Origin of the sequence: Pseudomonas berkeleyensis (genome assembly GCF_014109765.1) — a bacterium.
Taxonomy (GTDB): Bacteria; Pseudomonadota; Gammaproteobacteria; order Pseudomonadales; family Pseudomonadaceae; genus Aquipseudomonas; species Aquipseudomonas berkeleyensis.
This window is the reverse complement of record NZ_CP059139.1, coordinates 1,655,473-1,678,662: the sequence shown is the minus strand read 5'-3', so window position 1 is coordinate 1,678,662 and position 23,190 is coordinate 1,655,473. Positions and strand designations below refer to the sequence as shown.

Genomic DNA, 23,190 nt, shown 5'->3' with positions numbered 1-23,190 from the left:
GACTGCCATGACCAAGCTCGATACCCAGAACGAATTCATCGCCCGCCATATCGGCCCGCGCGACGCCGATACCGCAGCCATGCTCGAACTGCTTGGCTATGACTCGGTGGACGCGCTGACCGCCAGCGTGATCCCCGAGAGCATCAAGGGCACCAGCATCCTTGGCGAGCAGCCGGGCCTGTCGGAAGCCGACGCCCTGGCACGCATCAAGACCATTGCCGCCAAGAATCAGCAGTTCAAGAACTTCATCGGCCAGGGTTACTACGGCACCCACACGCCGAGCCCGATCCTGCGCAACCTGCTGGAAAACCCGGCCTGGTACACCGCCTACACCCCGTACCAACCGGAGATTTCCCAAGGCCGCCTGGAAGCGCTGCTGAACTTCCAGACCCTGATCAGCGACCTTACCGGCATGCAGATCGCCAACGCTTCCTTGCTCGACGAAGCTACCGCTGCCGCCGAGGCGATGACCTTCTGCAAGCGCCTGTCGAAGAACAAGGCCAGCAACACCTTCTTCGCCTCCCAGCACTGCCACCCACAAACCCTCGACGTGCTGCGCACCCGTGCCGAGCCGCTGGGTATCGAAGTGGAAGTGGGCGACGAAGCCGCCATCACCGACGCCAGTGCCTACTTCGGCGCCCTACTGCAGTACCCGGCGAGCAACGGTGACATCTTCGACTACCGCGCCCTGGTCGAGCGTTTCCACGCCGCCAACGCCCTGGTCGCCGTCGCCGCCGACCTGCTGGCCCTGACCCTGCTCACCCCGCCGGGCGAGTTCGGCGCCGACGTTGCCCTGGGCAGCGCCCAGCGCTTCGGTGTACCGCTGGGTTTCGGCGGCCCGCACGCCGCTTACTTCGCCACGCGCGACGCGTTCAAGCGCGACATGCCGGGCCGCCTGGTCGGCATGTCGGTCGACCGCTTCGGCAAGCCGGCCCTGCGCCTGGCCATGCAGACCCGCGAGCAGCACATCCGCCGCGAGAAGGCCACCAGTAACATCTGTACCGCGCAAGTGCTGCTGGCCAACATCGCCAGCATGTACGCCGTGTACCACGGCCCGAAAGGCCTGACCGCCATCGCTCAGCGTGTACACAGCTTCACCGCCATCCTCGCCCTGGGCCTGACCAAGCTGGGTCACAGCGTCGAGCAGCAACACTTCTTCGACACCCTGAGCATCAAGACCGGCGCCAAGACCGCCGAGTTGCATGCCAAGGCCCGTGCCGCCGGCATCAACCTGCGCGAGATCGACGCAGAGCGCCTGGGCCTGTCGCTGGACGAAACCACCGACGAAGCGGCTGTGGCGGCGCTGCTGAACCTGTTCGCCGCCGGCCAAGCTGCCCCTGCCGTCAGTGATCTGGCTGCGCAGATCGCCGGCCGCCTGCCGGAGAACCTGCTGCGCCAATCGGCGATCCTGCAGCACGAAGTGTTCAACCGTTACCACAGCGAAACCGAGTTGATGCGCTACCTGCGCAAGCTGGCTGACAAGGATCTGGCGCTGGATCGCAGCATGATCCCGCTGGGCTCCTGCACCATGAAACTCAACGCCGCCAGCGAGATGATCCCGGTGACCTGGCCGGAATTCGGCAACCTGCACCCCTTCGCTCCGGTCGAGCAGGCCGCCGGTTACACCCAGCTGACCAACGAACTGGAAGCCATGCTCTGCGCCGCCACCGGCTACGACGCCGTGTCGCTGCAGCCCAACGCCGGCTCCCAGGGCGAGTACGCAGGTCTCTTGGCCATCCGCGCCTACCACCTGAGCCGTGGCGACGATCAGCGTGACATCTGCCTGATCCCGCAATCGGCCCACGGCACCAACCCGGCGACCGCCTCCATGGCCGGCATGCGCGTGGTGGTGACCGCCTGCGATGCGCGTGGCAACGTCGACATCGCCGATCTCAAGGCCAAGGCCGAAGAGCACAAGGATCGCCTGGCTGCGATCATGATCACCTACCCGTCCACCCACGGTGTGTTTGAGGAAGGCATCCGCGAGATCTGCCAGATCATCCACGACAACGGCGGCCAGGTTTACATCGACGGCGCCAACATGAACGCCATGGTCGGCCTCTGTGCACCGGGTCAGTTCGGTGGCGACGTCTCGCACCTGAACCTGCACAAGACCTTCTGCATCCCGCATGGCGGTGGCGGCCCGGGCGTTGGCCCGATTGGCGTCAAGTCGCACCTGGCGCCCTTCCTGCCGGGCCATGGCCACATGGCACGCAAGGAAGGTGCAGTCAGCGCCGCGCCGTTCGGCAGCGCCAGCATCCTGCCGATCACCTGGATGTACATCACCATGATGGGCGGCAACGGCCTCAAGCGCGCGTCGCAGATGGCCATCCTCAACGCCAACTACATCGCCCGTCGTCTGGAAGAGCACTACCCGGTGCTGTACTCCGGCGAAGGCGGCCTGGTGGCGCACGAGTGCATCCTCGATATCCGCCCGCTCAAGGAAACCAGCGGCATCAGCGTCGACGACGTGGCCAAGCGCCTGATCGACTTCGGCTTCCATGCCCCGACCATGTCCTTCCCGGTAGCCGGCACGCTGATGATCGAGCCGACCGAGAGCGAGTCCAAGGAAGAGCTGGATCGTTTCTGCGACGCCATGATCGCCATTCGCGAGGAAGTCCGCGCGGTCGAGCAAGGCCGTCTGGACAAGGACGACAACCCGCTGAAGAACGCCCCGCACACTGCCCTGGAACTGGTTGGTGAATGGCATCACGCCTACAGCCGCGAGCAGGCCGTGTACCCGCTGGCGAGCCTGATCGAGGCCAAGTACTGGCCGCCGGTGGGCCGCGTGGACAACGTCTACGGCGACCGCAACCTGGTCTGCGCCTGCCCGTCCATCGAGGCGTATCAGGACGCGTAAGCACCGCCCCGTAGCCCGGATGCAATCCAGGGAAGCTGTCAAAAGCTCCCGGATTTCATCCGGGCTACATCCAACCCGTTTCTTTCGGCTCCCCCTTCATCGGGGCGGGCTGACTTCATCCCGAGAAAAACGATAAAGAGGGCCTCATCATGTTCAGCAAGCACGACCAACTGCAGGGCTATGACGATGCCCTACTCGCAGCGATCCTGGCCGAAGAACAGCGCCAGGAAGACCATATCGAGCTGATCGCTTCGGAGAACTACTGCAGCCAGCGCGTCATGCAGGCGCAAGGCAGCGGCCTGACCAACAAGTACGCCGAAGGCTATCCGGGCAAGCGTTACTACGGTGGTTGCGAGCATGTGGACAAGGTCGAGGCGCTGGCCATCGAGCGAGCCAAGCAACTGTTCGGCGCCGACTACGCCAACGTCCAGCCGCACTCGGGCTCTTCGGCCAACAGCGCCGTGTACCTCGCACTGCTGAACGCGGGCGACACCATCCTCGGCATGAGCCTGGCCCACGGCGGCCACCTGACCCACGGCGCCAAGGTGTCGTCCTCGGGCAAGCTGTACAACGCCGTGCAGTACGGCATCGACGAGAACGGCCTGATCGATTACGACGAAGTCGAGCGTCTGGCCGTCGAGCACAAGCCGAAGATGATCGTCGCCGGCTTCTCGGCCTACTCGCGCGTGCTGGACTTCCCGCGTTTCCGCGCCATCGCCGACAAGGTGGGTGCCCTGCTGTTCGTCGACATGGCCCACGTCGCCGGTCTGGTTGCAGCCGGCCTGTACCCGAACCCGGTGCCCTTCGCCGATGTGGTCACCACCACCACGCACAAGACCCTGCGCGGCCCGCGTGGCGGCCTGATCCTCGCGCGTAAGAACGAGGAAATCGAGAAGAAGCTCAACTCCGCCGTGTTCCCCGGCGCCCAGGGCGGCCCACTGATGCACGTCATCGCGGCCAAGGCCGTGTGCTTCAAGGAGGCGCTGGAGCCAGGCTTCAAGGCCTACCAGCAGCAGGTGATCGACAACGCTCGCGGCATGGCCGAGGTGTTCGTCCAGCGCGGCTATGACGTGGTCTCCGGCGGTACCGATAACCACCTGATGCTGATCAGCCTGGTCAAGCAGGGCCTGACCGGCAAGGCGGCCGACGCAGCGCTGGGCGACGCCCACATCACCGTGAACAAGAACGCAGTGCCCAACGATCCGCAGTCGCCATTCGTCACCTCCGGCATCCGTATCGGCACCCCGGCAGTGACCACCCGCGGCTTCAAGGAAAGCGAATGCCGCACCCTGGCCGGCTGGATCTGCGACATCCTCGACGACCTGGAAAACCCGGCCGTGATCGAGCGCGTGCGCGGCCAGGTCGCCGACCTGTGCGCTACCTTCCCGGTCTACGCTGACTGACACCCGACGAACGACGGGTCGCGCTGCGGCCCCAACCGGTGCGCGCGGCGCACCCAACAGGAAACCGACATGACCACTGAAACCCTCGCCAAGACTCCGCTGCACGCCCTGCACCTCGAACTCGGCGCGCGCATGGTGCCCTTCGCCGGCTATGACATGCCCGTGCAGTACCCGCTGGGCGTGATGAAGGAACACCTGCACACCCGCGAGGCCGCCGGCCTGTTCGACGTCTCGCACATGGGCCAGATCCTGCTGCGTGGCGAGAACGCCGCGCGCGCCCTGGAAACCCTGGTACCGGTGGACATCATCGACCTGCCGGTGGGCCTGCAGCGCTACGCCATGTTCACCGATGCCGATGGCGGCATCCTCGACGACCTGATGGTCGCCAACCTGGGCGACGACACCCTGTATCTGGTGGTCAACGCCGCCTGCAAGGATCAGGATCTGGCCCACCTGAAGCAGCACATCGGCGAGCAGTGCCAGATCGAGAGCCTGTTCGAGGAGCGCGCCCTGCTCGCCCTGCAAGGCCCGAAGGCGGTCGACGTGCTGGCCCGCCTGGCGCCGGAGGTGAGCAAAATGACCTTCATGCAGATCGCCCGCGTGCGCCTGCTGGGCAGCGAGTGCATCGTCAGCCGCAGTGGCTATACCGGCGAAGACGGCTTCGAAATCTCCGTCGCCGTGGATCAGGCAGAAGCCCTGGCGCGCAGCCTGCTGGCCGAAGTGGAAGTCGAAGCCATCGGCCTCGGCGCCCGCGATTCGCTGCGCCTGGAAGCCGGGCTGTGCCTCTATGGCCATGACATGAGCACCAGCACCACGCCGATCGAAGCCAGCCTGCTGTGGGCGATTTCCAAGGTACGTCGTGCAGATGGCGAGCGCGCTGGCAACTTCCCGGGCGCCGAGCGTATCTTCGCCCAGCAGCGCGAAGGCGTGCCGAGCAAGCGTGTCGGCCTGCTGCCGCAGGAACGCGTGCCGGTGCGTGAAGGCGCGGAAATCGTTGATGCCGACGGCAACGTGATCGGCCAGGTGTCCAGCGGTGGCTTCGGCCCGAGCCTGGGCGCGCCGGTGGCCATGGGTTACGTCAAGGCCAGCCACATGGCCATCGATAGCGAAGTCTGGGCCGTGGTGCGCGGCAAGCGCGTGCCGATGAAAGTGACCAAGACCCCATTCGTGCCGCAACGCTACTACCGCGGTTAAGCGCTCTCGTGGCCCGGATACGCTCCGGGCTACGTGGTTAGTGCCCCTGCGTAGGGCGGGCGGAATCCGCCAGATCAGCCGTGGCGGGTTTCACCCGCCCTACTCTTCACCGCACGTCGGTGAAGATCAGGCGATTGCCGAATGGATCGGTCAGCGCCAGATCACGGCCCCAGGGCTGCGCCACGATATCCGGTCGAGCGAAGTCGTAGTCCTTGCCGCGCAGCTCACTCAGCAATCCATCCAGGTCATCACAGGAGATGCGCAACGCTGCGCCCGGGCAGCAGTCGCCATGGTGCTCGGACAGATGCAGCACGCAGCTTCCGCGTGACAGTTGCAGGTACAGCGGCAGGCTCGGCTCGAAGCGGTGTGACCAATCCTCGGCGAAGCCCAGGTAATCGATATAGAACGCCCGCGCTCGCGCCTCGTCGAAGCTGCGCAGAATAGGAATTGGAGCGGCCAGTTGCATGGTGTTATCCAGCGAAGGGAGGGCCCATCAGCTTTACTGCAACAACGAGCCGGCGCAAGCGCATCAGCCCCTGATCCGCTCGTACGGCACACGCTCGCGTCCGGCACGCAGCGTCTGCGCCCACCAGTTCAACTGCACCAACATATGGGCCATGGCCGAGTTGGCGCGACGTGGCTCACCCAGCCGCCCCTGTTCGTCGAACTGCTCCCAGGCATTGGTGAAGCTCACCGAGCCACGCACCGTCATGGCGTGCAGCTCCGCCAGCACCTGACGCAGTTGCTCCACTGCTCGTAGCCCGCCGGATACCCCGCCATAGCTGACGAAGCCCACCGGGCGCGCCTCCCAGGAAGCCGGCACCTCGTCGATGAACTGCTTGAGCGCTGCCGGATAGCCGTGGTTGTACTCCGGGGTGACGATCAGAAAGGCATCTGCACGCAGCAGCTGCTGCTGCGACTGATGGCGCAGCTGTGCAGCTTCAGGTTCCTCGCCAGGCTGGCGGAACATCACGGCCGGGTCGACCAGGCTCAACTCGAACTCACTGCGTTGCTCGATCTGCTCACGCGCCCAGGCCACCACCTGATCGCAGAAGCGCTCCTCGCGCACGCTGCCGTAGATCAGAACCAAACGAATGCGATCCTGCATGGGAATCCCCTCGGGGTTGTCTATCAAGGCCTGCGAGGGTAAAACCTCAACTTAACTTGAGGTCAAGAGGGATTTTCATGTTGGCGCCACACGAACGTCTCGAGCGACCACTCACTGTCGGCCAGGTAGCCGAACGCAGCGGGGTGAGTGTTTCCACCCTGCACTTCTACGAGGCCAAGGGGCTGATTCACAGCCATCGCAACGCAGGTAATCAGCGCCGTTATCCACGGCAGATCCTGCGTCGGGTTGCCTTGATCAAGGTGGCGCAACGCCTGGGGATTCCACTGGCGGACATCGGCGCGATCCTCGCGACGCTACCGCACGATCACACGCCCACAGCAGCCGACTGGCAACGCTTTTCACAGCATTGGAAACAGGAGCTGGACGCCCGCATCGAGCGTTTGAGCAGGTTGCGCGATCAACTCACCGGCTGTATCGGCTGCGGCTGTCTATCGATGGACGACTGCCCGCTGCGTAACCCCGGGGATCGCCTGGGTAACCAGGGCAGCGGCCCGCGCCTGCTCGAAGGCGATTAGGTTCTGTAAGAAGGGTCGTCGAGCGCAGGTCAGGCGAGGCAAAAAAGGGTGAGGAACGGTCGGAGTCGCGGTCGACTTTACGAGCTGTAAATGAGCATTTGACCGGGCTGGCGTTCCAGCCCGTTTTTAACGAAGCATCACCGAGGCGCAGGCACTTTTCGTACAGAACCTAATCCTCCAGGCAATTGCGCCGATTGCTGAAGACCTCTCGCTGAATATCACGCACATCCAGCGATATCGCCGGCACCTGCGGCAGACGCTCTACCAGCGCGCGTACGATGCGCCGGGACAAGGCGCGCTTGTCCGCATCGCTGCGGCCAGCCAGAACGTAGAAGATCAGGTGCACGAACAGCCCCGGCTCACCGCCGACGCAGTGGTGTTCGTACAGACTGAGACGAACCTTGACCTCACCCGGCTGGAATAGACCGCTGTCTGCCGCCTGGTCGTGCACCAGGCGCACCAGTTCCTGCGGCGCTATCAACTGGCCTACCTCGTGGGCGGCCTCGATCAGGCAATGCGGCATGCGTTCTCCCAGGATAATGCGCGACTCGTCATACGTTATCACACAACAACATCGATACCAGCGGCCTTGCAACCAGGGTCGGAAATCCCTCTACAGAACCGTATTGAGCCAGGAAGCTCGCGTACCCAGGGTCTATCAGACGACCAGGGGTTGCTACTTTCGTCTAGCCATACGTTGACAAGAGGAGAAAAGGCTGTCGATAATCCAGCTAGTTGTATGACGACATATGACACTAATAACAACAAGAACCAGGGCCAGAACATGATCAACCTCACCTCTCCCCCTGCGCAGCAGCACCCAAGCCGCTCGGCAAACGCCATCGCCACACGCCATAGAACCGGATTCGCCGGAGGCTGACCCAGCCCCTGGCAATGATCGGTCTCGTTCGGCCGGTCTATCGCCCTCCACAGGGCAAACACAACATTCCCATCATGCAGGTCCCGAGCAGGCCAGCAGGGGATGGTTCGTTCAAAAACTGGGAGCACAACAACAATGACCGCACGCAACATCATTCCATTGGCTCTGCTTGGCAGCACGGCTCTGGCCCTGGTTCTGCCGACTGCCACGCACGCCGCCGGCTTCGTCGAAGATGCCAAGGTCACCCTCGGCCTGCGCAACTACTACTTCAACCGCAACTACCTGAACGGCACCGATCCGATGATCGGCCCGGCAACCAATCGCGAGCGCCAGGGACAGGCCGAAGGCTGGACGCAGAGCTTCATCCTTGATGCGCGCTCCGGCTACACCCAAGGCACCGTCGGCTTCGGCCTCGACGTGTTGGGCCTGTACAGCATCAAGCTGGACGGCAACCGTGGCGCCGCCAACACCCAACTGCTGCCGATCCACGATGATGGCCAGGCTGCTGACCAGTTTGGTCGCACCGCCGTAGCGGCGAAAGCCAAGCTGTCCAAGACCGAGCTGAAAGTCGGTGAGTGGTTCGCCGTGCTGCCGATCCTGCGTGCCGACGACGGCCGCTCGCTGCCGCAAACCTTCCAGGGTGCCCAGCTGACTTCCAACGAGATCGACGGCCTGACTCTGTACGGCGGCCAATTCTGGAAAAACAGCCAGCGTCACGATGCCAGCCGCGAAGAGATGTCCTTCGGTGGCGTAGAGGGTGATGACTTCAACTTCGCCGGTGGTGAGTACCGTTTCAACGGCAACAACACCATGGTCGGCGTCTGGCACGCTCGCCTGGAAAACGTCTACCAGCAAAGCTACGTGCAACTGACTCACAGCCAACCGGTCGGTGACTGGGTACTGGGTGCCAACCTCGGCTACGTGACTGGCAAGGAAGAAGGTTCGGCCAAGGCCGGTAACCTGGACAACAAGGTGTATCAGGGCGCGTTCACCGCCAAGACCGGCAACAACACCTTCACCGTGGCCTATCAGCGCCTGAGCGGCGATACCAAGTTCATGCGTATCGACGGCGCCAGCGGCGGCACCCTGGTCAACGACGGTTTCACCAACAGCTACGACAACCCGGAAGAGCGTTCCTGGCAGATTCGCCATGACTACAACTTCGCCGGCCTCGGCATTCCTGGCCTGACGATGATGAACCGCTACGTCAGCGGCGATAACGCCACCCTCGGCGGTCGTACCAATGCCGAAGAGTGGGGTCGCGAGTCCGAGCTGGCCTACACCATCCAGGAAGGCTCACTGAAGAACCTCAGCGTGCGCTGGCGTAACTCCGACGTCCGCCGTGATGGTAATGCCCAGGATATCCACGAGAACCGTCTGATCATCAACTACCCGCTGTCGATCCTGTAATACCGGACGCATCACTGCGTCCTATTGACTCCTGTGTGTTTACGGCACTTTACGCCCGTCCTCGTGACGGGCTTTTTTTGTCTGCCGACCATCCCTGCCGACACCGCCACCACAATGCCAGGAGCTGCTCCCGGTAACTGCGTAGGGTGCGCCGCGCGCACCGCCCTTCACACAGCAAGCCGACATACGCTGCGTCAGCGTAAACGCCCCACCATCTGCGCCAGCACGCTCAACACATCCTGCCCGAGCTTCTTCGAGCGCGCGCCATTCCAGCCGGTGCGCGGCTGCGGGTTGTCGTCGTGATCCTTGAACGGCATCTCGATGGTGAACGACAGGCAATCGAAGGCCTGCCCCACGGCGTTACAGGCCAGGGTCAGGTTGGCCTGGCCCGGCTCGTCACGCGGGTAGCCGAAACGGGTTTGAAATTCGGCGTCGATGCCAACCAGGCGACTGCGGAAATCCGCCTCCAGCTCGGCCAAACGCGGTGTATAGCCTGGGTTGCCTTCGCAGCCTGCGGTGAACACATGAGGAATTTCCTCATCGCCATGGATATCGAGAAACAGATCGACGCCGATGCGTTGCATATGCTGCAGCACGAACAGGACTTCCGGGCTGCGCTCGGAACTGGCCGATTGCCAGGCCCGATTGAGATCCTGCCCCGCATAGTTGGTACGCAGATGACCGCGATAGGCGCCATCCGGGTTCATGTTCGGCACCAGATACAACTCGGCCTCGTCCAGCAGCGCAGCAATCTCGGCGTCCTGCGAATCCTGCAGCCGCTCGATCAGCCCCTCCATGAACCACTCGGCCATGTGCTCACCGGGGTGTTGCTGGGCAATGATCCATAGCTTGCGCGGTGCGGCCGCTTGCCCAGCGATGCGTAGCAGCTGGATATCGCGCCCTTCCAGGCTTCGGCCGCAGGCGACCAGCTCGGCGCCACGCTCCAGCGCGTTGGCGACCAGGCGCTCATGGCGTGCCCGTGGATAGGGCTCGAAATAGGCGAACCAGACCTGCTCGTGCTCGGCCTGCAGCTCAACGTGCAACTGACCGTCCGCATAGCGGGTCGGCACGCGGAACCAGTCGTGTTGATCGTAACTGGCCACGGCCTGGTAGCCATCCCAGGCACGGTTATAGGCGGACTGCCCGGCATTGCTCAGCACGAAGGCATGCCGCTGCCCTGGCACCAATCCGTCCACCTTGAAATGAAACCACTGAAAATGATGGCTGTTGATATCCGGCCGCATGGCCAGCACGACCTGCTGCGGGTTGCTGGCGTCGATGACCTGGATATTGCCGCTGTCGAAATCCGCGCTGGTTTTCATGGCTGCCTCGTGAACGAAATCATCCACCAGCATTGCAGCTCATCGCCGCAGTGTGAAGCCGCACGAAGACAGACTGGCCATCCAGAGCGAACTATGACGGGCGAGGCCGGCCTAATAGCGACTTGCCTTGATTCTTGCCTACGGAGCCACCGCCATGCCCAGTTCGATCAGCCTGCTTCACGCCACGACCGCCCTTCTCGCCTTCGCACTGCTGGCCGGTTGCGCCGGGCGCGAGCCAGACTCCAGCACGCCGGCGAAGCAACCGCAGATCGAACAGCCGGTCACCCTCGACGAGCAGGATCAGCTGCGTCAGCAGGCGCAACGTGGCGACCTGGAGAGCCAGTTCCAACTTGGCAGCAGCTATTTCGTCGGCCAACCGGAAAAGAATCTCAAGCAGGCCGAGTACTGGTGGAAGCAGGCAGCCGACAAGGGCCACGCCATGGCCGCAGTGAGCCTGGCCTATCTCTACACCGGGCGTGACGCCCCCGAGTTCGCCAACCAGCGCGACATGCTGCGTTATCTCAACCAGTCAGCGGCGGCCGGCAACCCGATGGCCCAGCACATTCTCGGCAACCTCTACCGTCGCGGCGAAGGCGGCGTAGCACGCGATCCGGATCAGGCCCAGCGCCTGTACCAGAGCGCCTGCAAACAAAACTACGAGCCCTCTTGCTCGGCCCTGAACCCGTAACAGGTACAGCCTTCAGGGCTGCAGATCGAACAGCGCCTTGCCACTTTCCATGTCGCAGGGCGCCGAGAAATGCTCGTGGAAGATCAGCCAGCGGCCACCCTGACGACGCAGGCACTGCGTCACACGCATCCAGCAGCTGTCCATCTCACCTTTCTCGTTGGTGCCGCCGCAGTGCAGCAGGTAATGCGTCACGCCCAGGTCAGCCTCGGCGGTGAAGGTTGGCGCATGCGGGTCGAACATGCCGGGGCCGCTGCACATTTCCATGCAAGCCTGCCAGTGCGCCTGGTACGTCGGGCGTCCCTGGAAACGCAATGGGCCGACGGCGTCGTAGGCCACCACATCCTCGACGTAGTGGCTCATGATGCGCGCCACATCCTTGCTGCGGCAGGCTTCGGCCCAGCTGTTCAGGGCGTCTTGCAGTTGATGCTGACTCATGTCGACTCTCCTCGTTGGGTGGGATGACTCAGTGGCGAGCGGCCGGGTCGATATCCAGCTGGCGAACCGGACGCACTTCAACGCAACCAACGCGTGCAGCGGGAATGTGCCCGGCAAGCTGGATGGCCTCGTTGAGATCGCGCGCCTCGATCAGATAGAAGCCGGCGAGCTGCTCCTTGGTTTCGGCGAACGGACCATCGGTGATGGCCAGCTTGCCGCCGCGCATGCGCACGGTGGTCGCGGTCTGCACCGACTGCAGCGCCTCAGCGGCGAGCATGCGCCCACTCTCCTGCACACGCTGGGCATAGGCGTGGCATTCACTGTCATGGGGGCTGTCCGGGGAGCTGTGCAGCTCCTGCTCATTGGCGTAAACGAGGCAGAGGTATTTCATGGCGCGCTCCAGTTCCGATGCAGTGGGTACTGGATAGTCGAACGCGGCGAGCGCATTTCGACATTGGCCGGAAAAACATCACCGAAGCAGACGAACGGTAGGGTGCGCCGTGCGCACCAGCCTCTAAGAGCCTGTTCAAAGTCTCGCGAGCTAGAGCCAGGCAATACCGATGGCGGCCCCGCGAATCGAGCGAAGAACGCTCGGAGTCGCGTTCGACTTTACGAGCTGTAAATGAGCATTACTCACTTCGTTCGCCCTCCGGGCCGCGCTGAAGCGCGTTAGCTGCAAGCAGCTTCTGACCGGGCTGGCGTTCCAGATTGATTTCAACGCTGCATAGCCGACGCGCAGCAGACTTTGAACACGCTCTAAGGATTGAGCCCGCCCCTACTTGCGCACTGGCAATTCGAAGTCTGCCGGCAAGCTCAGCGCGCTACTCGGGCACTTCGACGCTGACGTGAATCGCATCGTGTCGCCAGAACTCCAGGTCGCAATCGATGATGCGCCCGTGCTGGTCACGGTTGACCCGGATGATGCGCAGCGCCGGGCTGCCCGGCGCCACACGCAGACAGCTCGCCGCCTCGGCATGCAGCGCGGTGGGCACCATGTCGAAGCGCACGCGACCATAATGAATGCCGTATTCGTTGGCATAGAGATCGGTCAGCGAACGGGTAAGGTCGAAGTCGAGAATGCCGGGAAAATAGGCCGGATTGAGGTAGTGCTCGACATACAGCACCAAACGCCCATCGATACGCCGTGCCCGGCACACCTGATAAACGCTGGATAACGCCGGCAGCTCCAACACCTGGCAGATCTGTGCGCTGGCCGGCATCAGCCGCGCACTCAGGACTTCTGTGGCAGGCACACGTCCCTGCTCGGCGACCATGGCATGGAAATGCGTGCGCACCAGGGGGTTGTACGCTACCCGCGCCGGCGAGACGAACCAGCCGCGGCGCTCCTCGCGGTAGACCAGCCCCTGCGCCTCCAACTGGCCAAGCGCTTCGCGCAGGGTGATACGCGTGGTATCGAACAGCTCGCTGAGCTTGCGCTCGGCCGGCAACTTGCTGCCAGCGGGCAACAGGCCCCGATCGATCTGCTCCTGCAAGGCGCGACAAATGAGGGTGACGGCCCGCGGCGCTTCTTCGCGCATCAATATTTCCCCTTTTGGACTAGTCCAGCCCCAACACAGGGCAAAAGTCACTTGCTCGGACGGGTTACGAGCCTAGGCAGTCTAGATGACTGATAGATGACAACCCTGCTGCAAGCACGCTGCATGCCATCGCCACATCGACTCACTGCCCGTGAAATCAGCCACTTATCCATGGTCTACGCTTGAGGAGCGCGCCAGCTGACTGCACCTGGACATCTACACCCCATGGCTGGACATGAAACTGTCATCGAAGGCACCTAGATTGGCGCGGACATTGCTGATCTAGACCAACACTCTCACTGCAAAGGAGTTTCCGATGAAACAACTGCTGCTGGCTTCACTGATGGGCTCGGCCATCGCTCTGGCGACTTCCGCCATGGCCGAAAGCACTGACCTGCAGGCACTGGAACAGGCCGCACGCGCAGAAGGCGCGGTGAACAGCGTGGGTATGCCCGACAGCTGGGCCAACTGGAAAGACACCTGGGCCGACCTGGCCAAAATCTACGGCCTCAAGCACCAGGACACTGACATGAGCTCGGCGCAGGAAATCGCCAAGTTCGCTGCCGAGAAGGACAACGCCACCGCCGATATCGGTGACGTCGGCGCGGCCTTCGGCCCCATCGCCGTGCAGCAGGGCGTGACCCAGCCGTACAAGCCGAGCACCTGGGAACAGATTCCGGACTGGGCCAAGGACAAGGACGGCCACTGGATGCTGGCCTACACCGGCTCCATTGCCTTCATCGTCAACAAGCAACTGGTCAAGGACATTCCGCGCTCCTGGGCCGACCTCAAGACCGGCACCTACAAGGTTTCCGCCGGTGACGTGAGCACCGCCGCGCAAGCCGTGAACGGCGTCCTGGCTGCCGCCATCGCCATGGGCGGCAACGAGAGCAACGTGCAGCCGGCGCTGGATTTCTACGGTGAGCTGGCCAAGCAGCGTCGCCTGTCGCTGGCCAACCCGACCATCCAGACGCTGGAAAAGGGTGAAGTGGAAGTCGGCATCGTCTGGGACTTCAACGGCCTGTCCTACCGCGACCAGATCGACCCCGAGCGTTTCGAGGTGCTGATCCCCTCCGACGGTTCGGTGATCTCCGGCTACAGCACCATCATCAACAAATGGGCGAAGAATCCCAACGCCGCCAAGCTGACCCGCGAGTACATCCTCAGCGATGCCGGGCAGATCAACCTGGCCAAGGGCAACGCCCGTCCGATCCGCGCCGAGCATATCGACCTGCCGGCCGAGGTACAGGCCAAGCTGCTGCCGCAGGAGCAATACGCCAAGGTGCAGCCGATCAAGGATGCCGCGGCCTGGGAGAACACCTCCAAGATGCTGCCGCGCCTGTGGCAGGAACACGTGATTCTGCACATGAACTAAGGCAACCCGAACCGTAGGGCGGACTCAGGAGCGAAGCGAACAGTCCGCCATTGTTCAATCCCAAGGCGTACTGCTTCGCGACGACTACATGGATGTAGGAGGTAGAGCGACGCAGGATGCCAAAGCCGAGTACGCCCTACGGCAGCCCCCTCCGGAAGCCGGTGATACGTCGTCGAACGAGAGAAAGCGATGAAGCACAACGTCATCCTAGTGGTGCTGGATGGCCTGAGTTATCAGGTGGCCCAGCATGCGCTGGGCCACCTGCTGGCTTACTGCCAGGCCGGACGCGCCACGCTGTACAAGCTCGACTGCGCGCTGCCGGCGTTGTCCCGCCCGCTCTATGAGTGCATCCTCACCGGTGTCGCGCCCATCGACAGCGGTATCGTGCACAACGATGTGGTACGCCTGTCGAACCAGCGCAGCATCTTTCACTACGCCCGCGACGCCGGCCTGACTACCGCCGCTGCGGCCTATCACTGGGTCAGCGAGCTGTACAACCGCGCACCTTTCCAGGCCGCCCGTGACCGCCACACCCGCGACGAATCGCTGCCGATACAGCACGGTCACTTCTATTACGCCGACCACTACCCGGACTCGCACCTGTTCGCCGATGCCGACAGCCTGCGTCAGCGCCATCAGCCCAACCTGCTGCTGGTGCACCCGATGAACATCGACGATGCCGGCCACAAGCACGGCCTCGACAGCCCGCAATACCGCAATGCTGCGCGCATGGCCGACGTGCTGCTGGCCGAATACATCCAGACCTGGCTCGACGCTGGTTACCAGATCCTGGTGACCGCCGACCATGGCATGAACGCCGACCGCAGCCACAACGGCCTGCTGCCGGAAGAGCGCGAAGTACCGCTGATCGTCCTCGGCAGTGCCTTCAGCCTCGACCCGGCAGCCCGCCCGCAACAGACAGAGTTGTGCGGCACCATCTGCCAGTTGCTCGGCGCAGCCCACGACAAACCCTGGTGCAGGGAGCTACTCGCATGAAGTCGTCCATATCCAGCAAAGGCTGGGCACTGCTGTGCCTGGTGCCCTTCGCCCTGTTCTTCATCGCCTTCCAGATCGCCCCGCTGGCCTGGGTCGCAAGCAACAGCCTGAATACGCCACAAGGCTGGGGCCTGGGCAATTTCCAGCAGGCCTTTTCCTCGCCGTTCTATCGCCAGGCCATGCGCCACAGCCTGGAGGTCGCCTTCTGGTCGAGCCTGTTCGGCATCGTCATCGCCATCATCGGCAGCTACTCGCTGCGCCAGGTCAGCAGCCGTCTGCGCGACTTCGTCATGGCTTTCTCCAACATGACCAGCAACTTCTCCGGCGTGCCGCTGGCCTTCGCCTTCATCATCCTGCTCGGTTTCAACGGCGCACTGACCATCCTGCTCAAGCAGATGGGCGTGATCGAGGACTTCAACCTCTACTCCAAGACCGGCCTGATCGTGCTCTACACCTACTTCCAGATTCCGCTCGGCGTGCTGCTGCTCTACCCGGCCTTCGACGCCCTGCGTGAAGACTGGCGCGAGTCGGCCGAGCTGCTCGGCGCCAGCAACTGGCAGTTCTGGCGCCACATCGGCCTGCCGGTGATTACCCCGGCGCTGCTCGGCACCTTCGTTATCCTGCTGGCCAACGCCCTGGGCGCCTACGCCACGGTGTACGCGCTGACCACCGGCAACTTCAACATCCTGCCGATCCGTATCGCGGCGATGGTTTCCGGCGACATCTTCCTCGATCCGAACATGGCCAGCGCACTGGCCATGGTGCTGGTCGGCCTGATGACCCTGATCACCATCGTCCACCAATGGCTGCTGCGCCGGAGCTACCATGTCGCCCGCTGAAAAACGCTCGCCGCTGTTCCACCAACTGGTGGTCTACCTGTTATTCCTGATCCTGCTGCTGCCGCTGCTCGGCACCCTGGTGTACTCACTGTCCACCAGTTGGTCGGCGACCATCCTGCCCAGCGGTTTCACCTTCAAGTGGTACGTGGCGCTGTGGAGCGATGCACGTTTTCTCGCCGCCTTCGGCCGCTCGCTGCTGGTGTGCTTCGGCGCCCTGGCACTGGCGCTGCTGCTGATCCTGCCGCTGCTGTTCGTGGTCAACTACCACTTCCCCAAGCTCGACGGCGTAATGAACGTGCTGATCCTGCTGCCGTTCGCCATTCCGCCAGTGGTGTCTTCGGTGGGCCTGATGCAGTTGTTCGCGGCAGGCCCGCTGCCGATTCTCGGTACGCCATGGATACTGATCGGCTGCTACTTCACCATCGCCCTGCCCTTCATGTACCGCGCCATCACCAACAACCTGCAGGCGATCAACCTGCGCGACCTGATGGACGCCGCCCACCTGCTCGGCGCCAGCACCTGGCGAGCGGCCTTCATGGTGGTGCTACCGAACCTGCGCAAGGGTTTGATGGTTTCGGTGTTCCTGTCCTTCAGCTTCCTGTTCGGCGAATTCGTCTTCGCCAACCTGCTGGTGGGCAGCCGCTACGAGACGCTGCAGGTATACCTGTACAACATGCGTAACGACAGCGGCCATTTCACCAGCGCCCTGGTGATCTCCTATTTCATGTTCGTGCTGCTGATGACCTGGGCAGCCAATCGTCTGAACAAGGACAACTCATGAGTTTTCTGCATATCCACAACCTGCATAAAAGCTACGGCCCGACACAGGTCTTCACCGACATCAATATCGAGATCGGCCAGGGCCAGTTCATCACCCTGCTCGGTCCGTCCGGCTGCGGCAAGTCCACCCTGCTGCGCTGCATCGCCGGCCTGACGGCGGTCGACGGCGGACAGATCCTGCTCGATGGCCAGGATCTGGTGCCCATGCCACCACAGAAGCGCGGCATCGGCATGGTGTTCCAGAGCTATGCGCTGTTCCCCAACATGACCGTGGCGCAGAACGTCGCCTTCGGCCTGCGCATGCAGAAAGTACCGACGGCCGAAGCCAACCAGCGCGTCGCCGAGGCGCTGGAACTGGTGGAGCTGAACGACTACGCCGGACGCTACCCGCACCAGCTCTCCGGTGGCCAGTGCCAGCGCGTGGCCCTGGCCCGCTCGCTGGTCACCCGCCCGCGCCTGCTGCTGCTCGACGAGCCGCTGTCGGCACTGGATGCGCGCATCCGCAAGCACCTGCGTGAACAGATTCGCGCCATTCAGCGCGAGCTGGGCCTGACCACCATCTTCGTCACCCACGATCAGGAAGAGGCGCTGGTGCTGTCCGACCGCATCGTGCTGATGAACGACGGCCAGATCGTCCAGAGCGGCGACGCCGAAACGCTGTACACCGCGCCGGCCGATGCCTTCGCCGCCGGCTTCATCGGCAACTACAACCTGCTCGACGCCGATGCTGCCAGCCGCCTGCTGCTGCGCCCGGTGAACAGCAGCGTGGCGATTCGCCCGGAAGCCATCCAGATTGGCGGGCTCGGTATCGAAGGCACCATTCTCAGCCACAGCCTGCTGGGCAACGTCGTGCGCTACCGGGTCGAGGCCCGAGGCGTGGAACTGCTGGTGGACGTGCTCAACCGCTCCGCCGCTGACTTGCACCGTGAGGGCCAGAGCGTCAGCCTGGCGATTGGCGCCGATGCAATCCGGGAGGTGGCGTAATGGCCCTGGCGATTTTCGATCTCGACGACACCCTGATCCATGGCGACTGCTCCACCCTGTGGTCGCTGGAAATGGTCAAGCTCGGCTGGGCCGACGGCGAATCCTTCCTCGCCCATGAACAGGAGCTGATGCGCCAGTACGCCGCCGGCACCCTGGCCATGGAGGACTACATGACCTTCACCCTGTCGCCGCTGGTCGGCCGCACGCCCGAGGAGATCGCTCACGTGGTCGAGCCCTTCGTCGAGGATGTGATCGAACCGGTTCTCTACAGCGATGCCAGCCGCGCCCTCGCCGCGCACCGCGCTGCAGGCGACCGCCTGCTGGTGATCTCGGCTTCGGCGCATTTCCTGGTCAGCGCGATTGCCGAGCGCTTCGGTATCGACGAGGTATTGGCCATCGACCTGGAGCAGCAGCACGGCTTCTACACGGGACGCACCGAAGGCGTGCTGACCTATCGTGAAGGCAAGGTGATCCGCCTGGAAAGCTGGATGATCGAGCAGAACGAGACGCTCGCCGGCTCCTGCTTCTATTCCGACTCACGCAACGATCTGCCGTTGCTGCAGGTGGTGGACAACCCCCTCACCGTCAACCCGGATCCGACCCTGCGTGCGCACGCCGAACAAGCCGGCTGGCCGATCCTCACGTGGCGCTAGCGCGATACGTGGGAGCAATAGAAAAAATGCCGTTCACCCAGGTGAACGGCATTTTCATTGGACGCAAAGGCGTTATCGGCAAACGACGCGGTAAAGCTCATCGCTACGCTCGAGCTGACGCAGACGCGGGTTGTTCTCACTGACCGACACCATCTCCGCACTGTCACAGTTGAGCAGATAGGTCTGGTGGGTGAGCCGATCCACATACTCCTTCTCGAAGCGATAGAGGATGAACTGCTTGATGCGTTGTCCATCCTGCTCAGCGCTCTGGATGTTACCGGTATCCACCACGCTGAACCCCACGGTCATCGGCATCAGATAAGTCCAGGGTCGCAGAATCTGCTGCTCGACCTCATATTCGACGACCGCCGAGCCTGCGGGCAGTTGACTCTGCTTGTGCTCGGCCCAGGAGTATTCGTAGTAGATCTGATAGCCCAGCATTCCCAAACCAGCGAAAGCAGGAACGATCCACCCTGGCAGTTTCTTTCCACTCAACGAGCGCAGCAGGAAACCAATACTCGCGGCCCCAAGGCCGGCGAACACCAATGCAACCAAGTGCCAGATCATAGATTTTTCCGAAAATAAGGCGGGCTTCCTTTTCAGGGGAAGCCCGCTTGGATCGAACCCGAACCGAATGCTCGTCCCGGTTCGTCAGGGGGTGTCAATCAGTGGCTGATGGCACCGCCAGCACCCTTCGGATAGCGGACGCTTTCCACCAGATCCTGGACTTCCTGAGGTGGTGGCGCCGTTACGCGGGAAACGGCGAATGCCACCGCGAAGTTGATCAGCGCACCCACGCTACCAATGGACAGCGGGGAGATCCCCAGCAACCAGTTGTCAGGCGTGTTCGGCAGAGTATTGGTGCCCGGAATGAAGAACCAGCCCAGGTAGATGAAGATATACACCACCGTGAACAACAGGCCGGCAACCATACCCGAAACCGCGCCAGCGCTGTTAATACGCTTGGAGAAAATCCCCATCATCAACACCGGGAAGATCGACGACGCGGCAATACCGAAGGCCAGCGCCACCACCTGCGCGGCGAAGCCTGGTGGATTGAGCCCAAGGTAGGTCGCCACCAGAATCGCCACGGCCATGGAGATACGCGCCGCGAGCATTTCCGATTTTTCACTGATCTTCGGATTGATGATCGTCTTGATCAGGTCATGACTGACCGCCGAGGAGATCGCCAGCAACAGCCCCGCCGCCGTCGACAGCGCCGCCGCGATGGCGCCCGCCGCGATCAGACCAATCACCCAACCTGGCAGGTTGGCGATTTCCGGATTGGCCAGAACCAGAATGTCGGAGTTCACTTCCAACTCGTTGCCATTCCAGCCGCGCTCAGAGAAGTCGGCAGTCGGGTTGTACATCTGGATGCGACCGTCGTTGTTCTTGTCCTCGAACTTGATCAGGCCGGTGTTTTCCCAGTTCTTCACCCACTCCGGACGCTCGGCGTACTCCAGCGACGGCTGCTCCACACCATTGGGATAAACGGTGGTGATCAGGTTCAGACGCGCCATGGACGCGACCGCCGGTGCAGTGGTGTACAGCAGGGCGATGAACACCAGTGCCCAGCCAGCGGACGAGCGTGCATCGGAAACCTTCGGTACGGTGAAGAAGCGAATGATCACGTGCGGCAAACCAGCCGTACCGATCATCAGCGACAGGGTGAACAGCACCATGTTGAACTTGTTGGAGACATCCGCGGTGTAGTCCTGGAAGCCCAGCTCACGCACCACTTCGTTGAGCTTGCTCAGCAGCGGCATACCGGATTCGGTATGGGTGCCGAACATGCCCAGCTGTGGCAGCGGGTTACCAGTCAATTGCAGCGAAATGAACACCGCCGGAATGGTGTAGGCGACGATGAGCACGACGTACTGGGCCACCTGGGTGTAAGTGATGCCTTTCATGCCACCGATGACGGCGTAGATGAAGACCACCGCCGAAGCGATCCAGATACCGGTGGAGTTGCTGACTTCCAGAAAACGCGCGAACGCCACACCCGCACCGCTCATCTGGCCGATCACGTAGGTGATCGAGGTGAGCAGCAGAGCGATGACGGCGGTAAGGCGTGCTCCCTTGCTGTAGAAGCGATCACCCACGAAATCCGGCACGGTGAACTTGCCGAACTTGCGCAGATAAGGCGCCAGCAGCATGGCCAGCAGCACATAGCCGCCGGTCCAGCCCATCAGGAAGGACGAGTTGACGTAACCGACGGAAATCAGACCCGCCATGGAAATGAAGGAAGCCGCCGACATCCAGTCGGCGGCGGTCGCCATGCCGTTGGGAATGGGGCCTACGCCGCCGCCAGCGACATAGAATTCCTTGGTTGAGCCGGCTCGTGCCCAGAGCGCAATGGCGATGTAGAGGGCGAACGACGCCCCCACGAAGAGGATGTTGATTGCGAATTGACTCATGCGGGCTTACTCCTCAAGGCCATATTCTTTGTCGAGTTTGTTCATCCTCCAGCTGTAGTGGAAAATCAGAACGACAAAGGTGAGGATCGAGCCTTGCTGAGCGAACCAGAAACCAAGATCCGCTCCACCGACGGAGATGCCCGCCAGCAGTGGCCGCAAGATGATGCCGAAACCGTAGGAACACAGAGCCCAAACCACCAGACTCCAGAAGATCAGGCGCAGGTTCGCCGCCCAATAGGCCTCAGCGTTGGATTTCTCATCTGCCATAGGTATTGCCTCTTTCATTGTTGTTATTGGAGTTAGAGGCCTCGATCCTACAAAGGAACGCTGACAGTCGGACTAAGACATTAGTCTGAAACACCCAATCGCTATATTGACTTCCTCAACAAGCCATCGCTCTAGCACGGGCGTTCCAGCACTTTCTCAAGCTTTTCCATGCCACAGACAGGCAGCCCATTCAGCTTTTGATGTTGTAACTTGGCATTTCGACAGAGTTGGCAAGCCAGGTCGTTTGCAACGCTGTTCATCGATACGCAGCAGACTTTGAACAACTACTCAGAACCTGTTCACGATCTCGCGAGCTAGAGCCATACAATACCGATGGCGGCCCCGCAAACAGGCGAGGACGCGGAGTGTACGAGTTGTACATGAGCAGTACTCACTTCGTTCGCCCTTCGGGCCGCGCTAAAGCGCGTTAGCTGCAAGCAGCTTCCGACCGGGCTGGCGCTCCAGCCTGTTTTTAACGCAGTAGGGCCGACGCGCAGCAGATCGTGAACAGATTCTCAGAGCACTCGCATGATCGTCCCGCAAGCCTCGATCAATACCGCCACCAGTTCACGGGCATAACCGGGTAACTGTGGTCTGGCATGCAATGCCACCTCGACCGGCGGCACGGCGGGAAAGCCATCGGCCTCCCCCAGTTCGCGGTGCTCCGAGGTGATCAGCCGGCGTGGCAGCAAGGTCAGGCCCAGCCCACCTTCCGCCGCCGCACTGACTCCAGGCAAACTGCTGCTGACGTAGGCGATGCGCCAGGGCTTACCCATGGCATCCAGCGCATGGGTCATCTCCAGGCGATACAGGCCGTTGGGGGGAAACACCGCCAGCGGCACCGGATTGCGCGCCTGCACCGGGCGGGTACGGCTATCCAACCAGGCCACCGGTTCGGCCCAGCTGGCCAGGCCCTTGGCGCTGCCGGCACGTTGCTTGATCAGCGCCAGATCCAGCTCGCCGGCATTGAAGGCGCGCCATACGTCATGGCTCAGGCCGCTGGTGATCTCCAGACGGATACCGGGATGCGCGTCAGCGAAATCGGCCAGATAAGGCGTCAGGCTGTTGGCTGCGAAGTCGTCCGGCACGCCCAGGCGCACCTCACCTTCCAGGGTGTTCTGCCCCAGCGCCAGCAGCGCCTCGTCCATCAGCGCGACGATACGCTGTGCATAGCTGAGCAGGCGCTCGCCCTCGGTGGTGGTGACCACGTAGCGGCCACTGCGATCGAGCAGTTCGGCGCCGATCTGCTCTTCCAGACGGCGGATCTGTTGGCTGACGGTGGACTGGGTCAGGTGCAGGCTGGCCGCGGCCCGGGTAAAGCCGCCGGTCTGCACCACGGCGAGAAAACTGCGCAGAAGAACCGGATCGAGCACGGCGACATCCCATCATGAAATCCACTGACCAGCATTCTACTATTTAATTTACGAATCGGTTCACGATCTCCTTATAGTGTCCCAGTCAGTTTCCCGCGCGGGGTCGAGCCCTGCGTCATCAACCCGTAGAGG

23 protein-coding genes are annotated in these 23,190 nt (G+C 62.5%); 12 read left to right on the top strand and 11 right to left on the bottom strand.

Translation table 11 applies throughout. The features are described 5' to 3' along the window. Positions 1-7: 7 nt before the first annotated feature. The 3 genes from gcvP (at position 8) to gcvT (ending at position 5,457) form a co-directional block, all read left to right on the top strand. Positions 8-2,860: an aminomethyl-transferring glycine dehydrogenase gene (gene gcvP / locus HS968_RS07780; protein WP_182370844.1), complete on the top strand. Its 2,853-nt coding sequence runs from the start codon at positions 8-10 to the stop codon at positions 2,858-2,860. A gap of 149 nt (positions 2,861-3,009) precedes the next feature. Beyond that, a complete protein-coding gene (gene glyA / locus HS968_RS07775) occupies positions 3,010-4,263 on the top strand; it encodes a serine hydroxymethyltransferase (protein ID WP_182370842.1) in 1,254 nt (417 codons plus the stop codon). 69 nt (positions 4,264-4,332) lie between these two features. Beyond that, complete coding sequence (gcvT, locus tag HS968_RS07770; protein WP_182370840.1) at positions 4,333-5,457, top strand: glycine cleavage system aminomethyltransferase GcvT; 1,125 nt, start codon at positions 4,333-4,335, stop codon at positions 5,455-5,457. Between the two features lie 106 nt (positions 5,458-5,563). On the opposite strand, the gene HS968_RS07765 is transcribed toward gcvT, so the two are convergent. Further along, entirely contained in the window at positions 5,564-5,923 is a 360-nt protein-coding gene (locus HS968_RS07765; protein ID WP_182370838.1) for a glyoxalase superfamily protein, read from the bottom strand. A gap of 63 nt (positions 5,924-5,986) precedes the next feature. Next, positions 5,987-6,565 (bottom strand): NADPH-dependent FMN reductase, encoded by a 579-nt coding sequence (locus HS968_RS07760; RefSeq protein WP_182370836.1) that lies wholly within the window; start codon positions 6,563-6,565, stop codon positions 5,987-5,989. Between the two features lie 77 nt (positions 6,566-6,642). Between HS968_RS07760 and soxR the strand changes: the two genes are divergently transcribed. After that, positions 6,643-7,101, top strand: a complete 459-nt coding sequence (gene soxR / locus HS968_RS07755) for a redox-sensitive transcriptional activator SoxR (RefSeq protein ID WP_182370834.1) — start codon at positions 6,643-6,645, stop codon at positions 7,099-7,101. 169 nt (positions 7,102-7,270) lie between these two features. On the opposite strand, the gene HS968_RS07750 is transcribed toward soxR, so the two are convergent. Beyond that, entirely contained in the window at positions 7,271-7,624 is a 354-nt protein-coding gene (locus HS968_RS07750) for a 5-carboxymethyl-2-hydroxymuconate Delta-isomerase (protein WP_106739404.1), read from the bottom strand. Between the two features lie 492 nt (positions 7,625-8,116). Between HS968_RS07750 and HS968_RS07745 the strand changes: the two genes are divergently transcribed. Further along, positions 8,117-9,391 (top strand): OprD family porin, encoded by a 1,275-nt coding sequence (locus HS968_RS07745; protein WP_182370832.1) that lies wholly within the window; start codon positions 8,117-8,119, stop codon positions 9,389-9,391. 194 nt (positions 9,392-9,585) lie between these two features. On the opposite strand, the gene HS968_RS07740 is transcribed toward HS968_RS07745, so the two are convergent. After that, on the bottom strand, positions 9,586-10,713 hold the full coding sequence (locus tag HS968_RS07740; RefSeq protein ID WP_182370829.1) for a M14 family metallopeptidase: 1,128 nt from the start codon (positions 10,711-10,713) through the stop codon (positions 9,586-9,588). A 154-nt stretch (positions 10,714-10,867) separates the two neighbouring features. On the opposite strand from HS968_RS07740, the gene HS968_RS07735 reads away from it, so the two are divergent. After that, the gene (locus tag HS968_RS07735; RefSeq protein WP_182370827.1) at positions 10,868-11,401 is read left to right on the top strand and encodes a tetratricopeptide repeat protein; all 534 of its coding nucleotides are present in this window, start codon (positions 10,868-10,870) and stop codon (positions 11,399-11,401) included. Between the two features lie 12 nt (positions 11,402-11,413). Here HS968_RS07735 and HS968_RS07730 read toward each other — a convergent pair whose 3' ends face one another. From HS968_RS07730 to HS968_RS07720, 3 genes are all read right to left on the bottom strand, one after another. Then, the gene (locus tag HS968_RS07730) at positions 11,414-11,836 is read right to left on the bottom strand and encodes a YybH family protein (RefSeq protein ID WP_182370825.1); all 423 of its coding nucleotides are present in this window, start codon (positions 11,834-11,836) and stop codon (positions 11,414-11,416) included. Positions 11,837-11,864: 28 nt separating this feature from the next. Then, entirely contained in the window at positions 11,865-12,227 is a 363-nt protein-coding gene (locus HS968_RS07725; RefSeq protein ID WP_182370823.1) for a YciI family protein, read from the bottom strand. A 430-nt stretch (positions 12,228-12,657) separates the two neighbouring features. Continuing rightward, on the bottom strand, positions 12,658-13,374 hold the full coding sequence (locus tag HS968_RS07720; protein ID WP_179624254.1) for a UTRA domain-containing protein: 717 nt from the start codon (positions 13,372-13,374) through the stop codon (positions 12,658-12,660). A 316-nt stretch (positions 13,375-13,690) separates the two neighbouring features. On the opposite strand from HS968_RS07720, the gene HS968_RS07715 reads away from it, so the two are divergent. The 6 genes from HS968_RS07715 (at position 13,691) to HS968_RS07690 (ending at position 19,001) form a co-directional block, all read left to right on the top strand. Further along, positions 13,691-14,749 carry an ABC transporter substrate-binding protein gene (locus tag HS968_RS07715; RefSeq protein ID WP_182370821.1) on the top strand — a complete coding sequence of 353 codons (1,059 nt, stop codon included), beginning with the start codon at positions 13,691-13,693 and terminating at the stop codon, positions 14,747-14,749. Between the two features lie 189 nt (positions 14,750-14,938). After that, the gene (locus HS968_RS07710; RefSeq protein ID WP_182370818.1) at positions 14,939-15,745 is read left to right on the top strand and encodes an alkaline phosphatase family protein; all 807 of its coding nucleotides are present in this window, start codon (positions 14,939-14,941) and stop codon (positions 15,743-15,745) included. Beyond that, positions 15,742-16,584 carry an ABC transporter permease gene (locus HS968_RS07705; protein ID WP_182370816.1) on the top strand — a complete coding sequence of 281 codons (843 nt, stop codon included), beginning with the start codon at positions 15,742-15,744 and terminating at the stop codon, positions 16,582-16,584. Before HS968_RS07710 ends, HS968_RS07705 begins: the two co-directional genes overlap by 4 nt. Then, positions 16,571-17,365 (top strand): ABC transporter permease, encoded by a 795-nt coding sequence (locus tag HS968_RS07700; RefSeq protein WP_182370814.1) that lies wholly within the window; start codon positions 16,571-16,573, stop codon positions 17,363-17,365. The genes HS968_RS07705 and HS968_RS07700 overlap by 14 nt, the downstream gene beginning before the upstream one ends. After that, a complete protein-coding gene (locus HS968_RS07695) occupies positions 17,362-18,348 on the top strand; it encodes an ABC transporter ATP-binding protein (protein WP_182370812.1) in 987 nt (328 codons plus the stop codon). The genes HS968_RS07700 and HS968_RS07695 overlap by 4 nt, the downstream gene beginning before the upstream one ends. Next, positions 18,348-19,001 carry an HAD family hydrolase gene (locus tag HS968_RS07690; RefSeq protein ID WP_182370810.1) on the top strand — a complete coding sequence of 218 codons (654 nt, stop codon included), beginning with the start codon at positions 18,348-18,350 and terminating at the stop codon, positions 18,999-19,001. Before HS968_RS07695 ends, HS968_RS07690 begins: the two co-directional genes overlap by 1 nt. 72 nt (positions 19,002-19,073) lie before the next feature. Here the strand turns inward: HS968_RS07690 and HS968_RS07685 are convergent, their stop codons facing one another. The 4 genes from HS968_RS07685 to HS968_RS07670 all read right to left on the bottom strand — a co-directional run bounded on the left by HS968_RS07685 (position 19,074) and on the right by HS968_RS07670 (position 23,058). Further along, entirely contained in the window at positions 19,074-19,568 is a 495-nt protein-coding gene (locus HS968_RS07685) for a hypothetical protein (RefSeq protein WP_182370808.1), read from the bottom strand. A 98-nt stretch (positions 19,569-19,666) separates the two neighbouring features. Continuing rightward, positions 19,667-21,418, bottom strand: a complete 1,752-nt coding sequence (locus HS968_RS07680) for a sodium:solute symporter family protein (RefSeq protein WP_119693581.1) — start codon at positions 21,416-21,418, stop codon at positions 19,667-19,669. A 6-nt stretch (positions 21,419-21,424) separates the two neighbouring features. Next, complete coding sequence (locus HS968_RS07675; RefSeq protein WP_106739382.1) at positions 21,425-21,685, bottom strand: DUF4212 domain-containing protein; 261 nt, start codon at positions 21,683-21,685, stop codon at positions 21,425-21,427. 515 nt (positions 21,686-22,200) lie between these two features. Continuing rightward, a complete protein-coding gene (locus HS968_RS07670; RefSeq protein WP_182370806.1) occupies positions 22,201-23,058 on the bottom strand; it encodes a LysR substrate-binding domain-containing protein in 858 nt (285 codons plus the stop codon). Between the last annotated feature and the right edge of the window lie 132 nt (positions 23,059-23,190).

Coding starts and splice junctions, on each gene's coding strand:
- gcvP (WP_182370844.1), top strand. CDS start 8: ATGACCAAGCTCGATACCCAGAACGAATTCATCGCCCGCCATATCGGC.
- glyA (WP_182370842.1), top strand. CDS start 3,010: ATGTTCAGCAAGCACGACCAACTGCAGGGCTATGACGATGCCCTACTC.
- gcvT (WP_182370840.1), top strand. CDS start 4,333: ATGACCACTGAAACCCTCGCCAAGACTCCGCTGCACGCCCTGCACCTC.
- HS968_RS07765 (WP_182370838.1), bottom strand. CDS start 5,923: ATGCAACTGGCCGCTCCAATTCCTATTCTGCGCAGCTTCGACGAGGCG.
- HS968_RS07760 (WP_182370836.1), bottom strand. CDS start 6,565: ATGCAGGATCGCATTCGTTTGGTTCTGATCTACGGCAGCGTGCGCGAG.
- soxR (WP_182370834.1), top strand. CDS start 6,643: ATGTTGGCGCCACACGAACGTCTCGAGCGACCACTCACTGTCGGCCAG.
- HS968_RS07750 (WP_106739404.1), bottom strand. CDS start 7,624: ATGCCGCATTGCCTGATCGAGGCCGCCCACGAGGTAGGCCAGTTGATA.
- HS968_RS07745 (WP_182370832.1), top strand. CDS start 8,117: ATGACCGCACGCAACATCATTCCATTGGCTCTGCTTGGCAGCACGGCT.
- HS968_RS07740 (WP_182370829.1), bottom strand. CDS start 10,713: ATGAAAACCAGCGCGGATTTCGACAGCGGCAATATCCAGGTCATCGAC.
- HS968_RS07735 (WP_182370827.1), top strand. CDS start 10,868: ATGCCCAGTTCGATCAGCCTGCTTCACGCCACGACCGCCCTTCTCGCC.
- HS968_RS07730 (WP_182370825.1), bottom strand. CDS start 11,836: ATGAGTCAGCATCAACTGCAAGACGCCCTGAACAGCTGGGCCGAAGCC.
- HS968_RS07725 (WP_182370823.1), bottom strand. CDS start 12,227: ATGAAATACCTCTGCCTCGTTTACGCCAATGAGCAGGAGCTGCACAGC.
- HS968_RS07720 (WP_179624254.1), bottom strand. CDS start 13,374: ATGCGCGAAGAAGCGCCGCGGGCCGTCACCCTCATTTGTCGCGCCTTG.
- HS968_RS07715 (WP_182370821.1), top strand. CDS start 13,691: ATGAAACAACTGCTGCTGGCTTCACTGATGGGCTCGGCCATCGCTCTG.
- HS968_RS07710 (WP_182370818.1), top strand. CDS start 14,939: ATGAAGCACAACGTCATCCTAGTGGTGCTGGATGGCCTGAGTTATCAG.
- HS968_RS07705 (WP_182370816.1), top strand. CDS start 15,742: ATGAAGTCGTCCATATCCAGCAAAGGCTGGGCACTGCTGTGCCTGGTG.
- HS968_RS07700 (WP_182370814.1), top strand. CDS start 16,571: ATGTCGCCCGCTGAAAAACGCTCGCCGCTGTTCCACCAACTGGTGGTC.
- HS968_RS07695 (WP_182370812.1), top strand. CDS start 17,362: ATGAGTTTTCTGCATATCCACAACCTGCATAAAAGCTACGGCCCGACA.
- HS968_RS07690 (WP_182370810.1), top strand. CDS start 18,348: ATGGCCCTGGCGATTTTCGATCTCGACGACACCCTGATCCATGGCGAC.
- HS968_RS07685 (WP_182370808.1), bottom strand. CDS start 19,568: ATGATCTGGCACTTGGTTGCATTGGTGTTCGCCGGCCTTGGGGCCGCG.
- HS968_RS07680 (WP_119693581.1), bottom strand. CDS start 21,418: ATGAGTCAATTCGCAATCAACATCCTCTTCGTGGGGGCGTCGTTCGCC.
- HS968_RS07675 (WP_106739382.1), bottom strand. CDS start 21,685: ATGGCAGATGAGAAATCCAACGCTGAGGCCTATTGGGCGGCGAACCTG.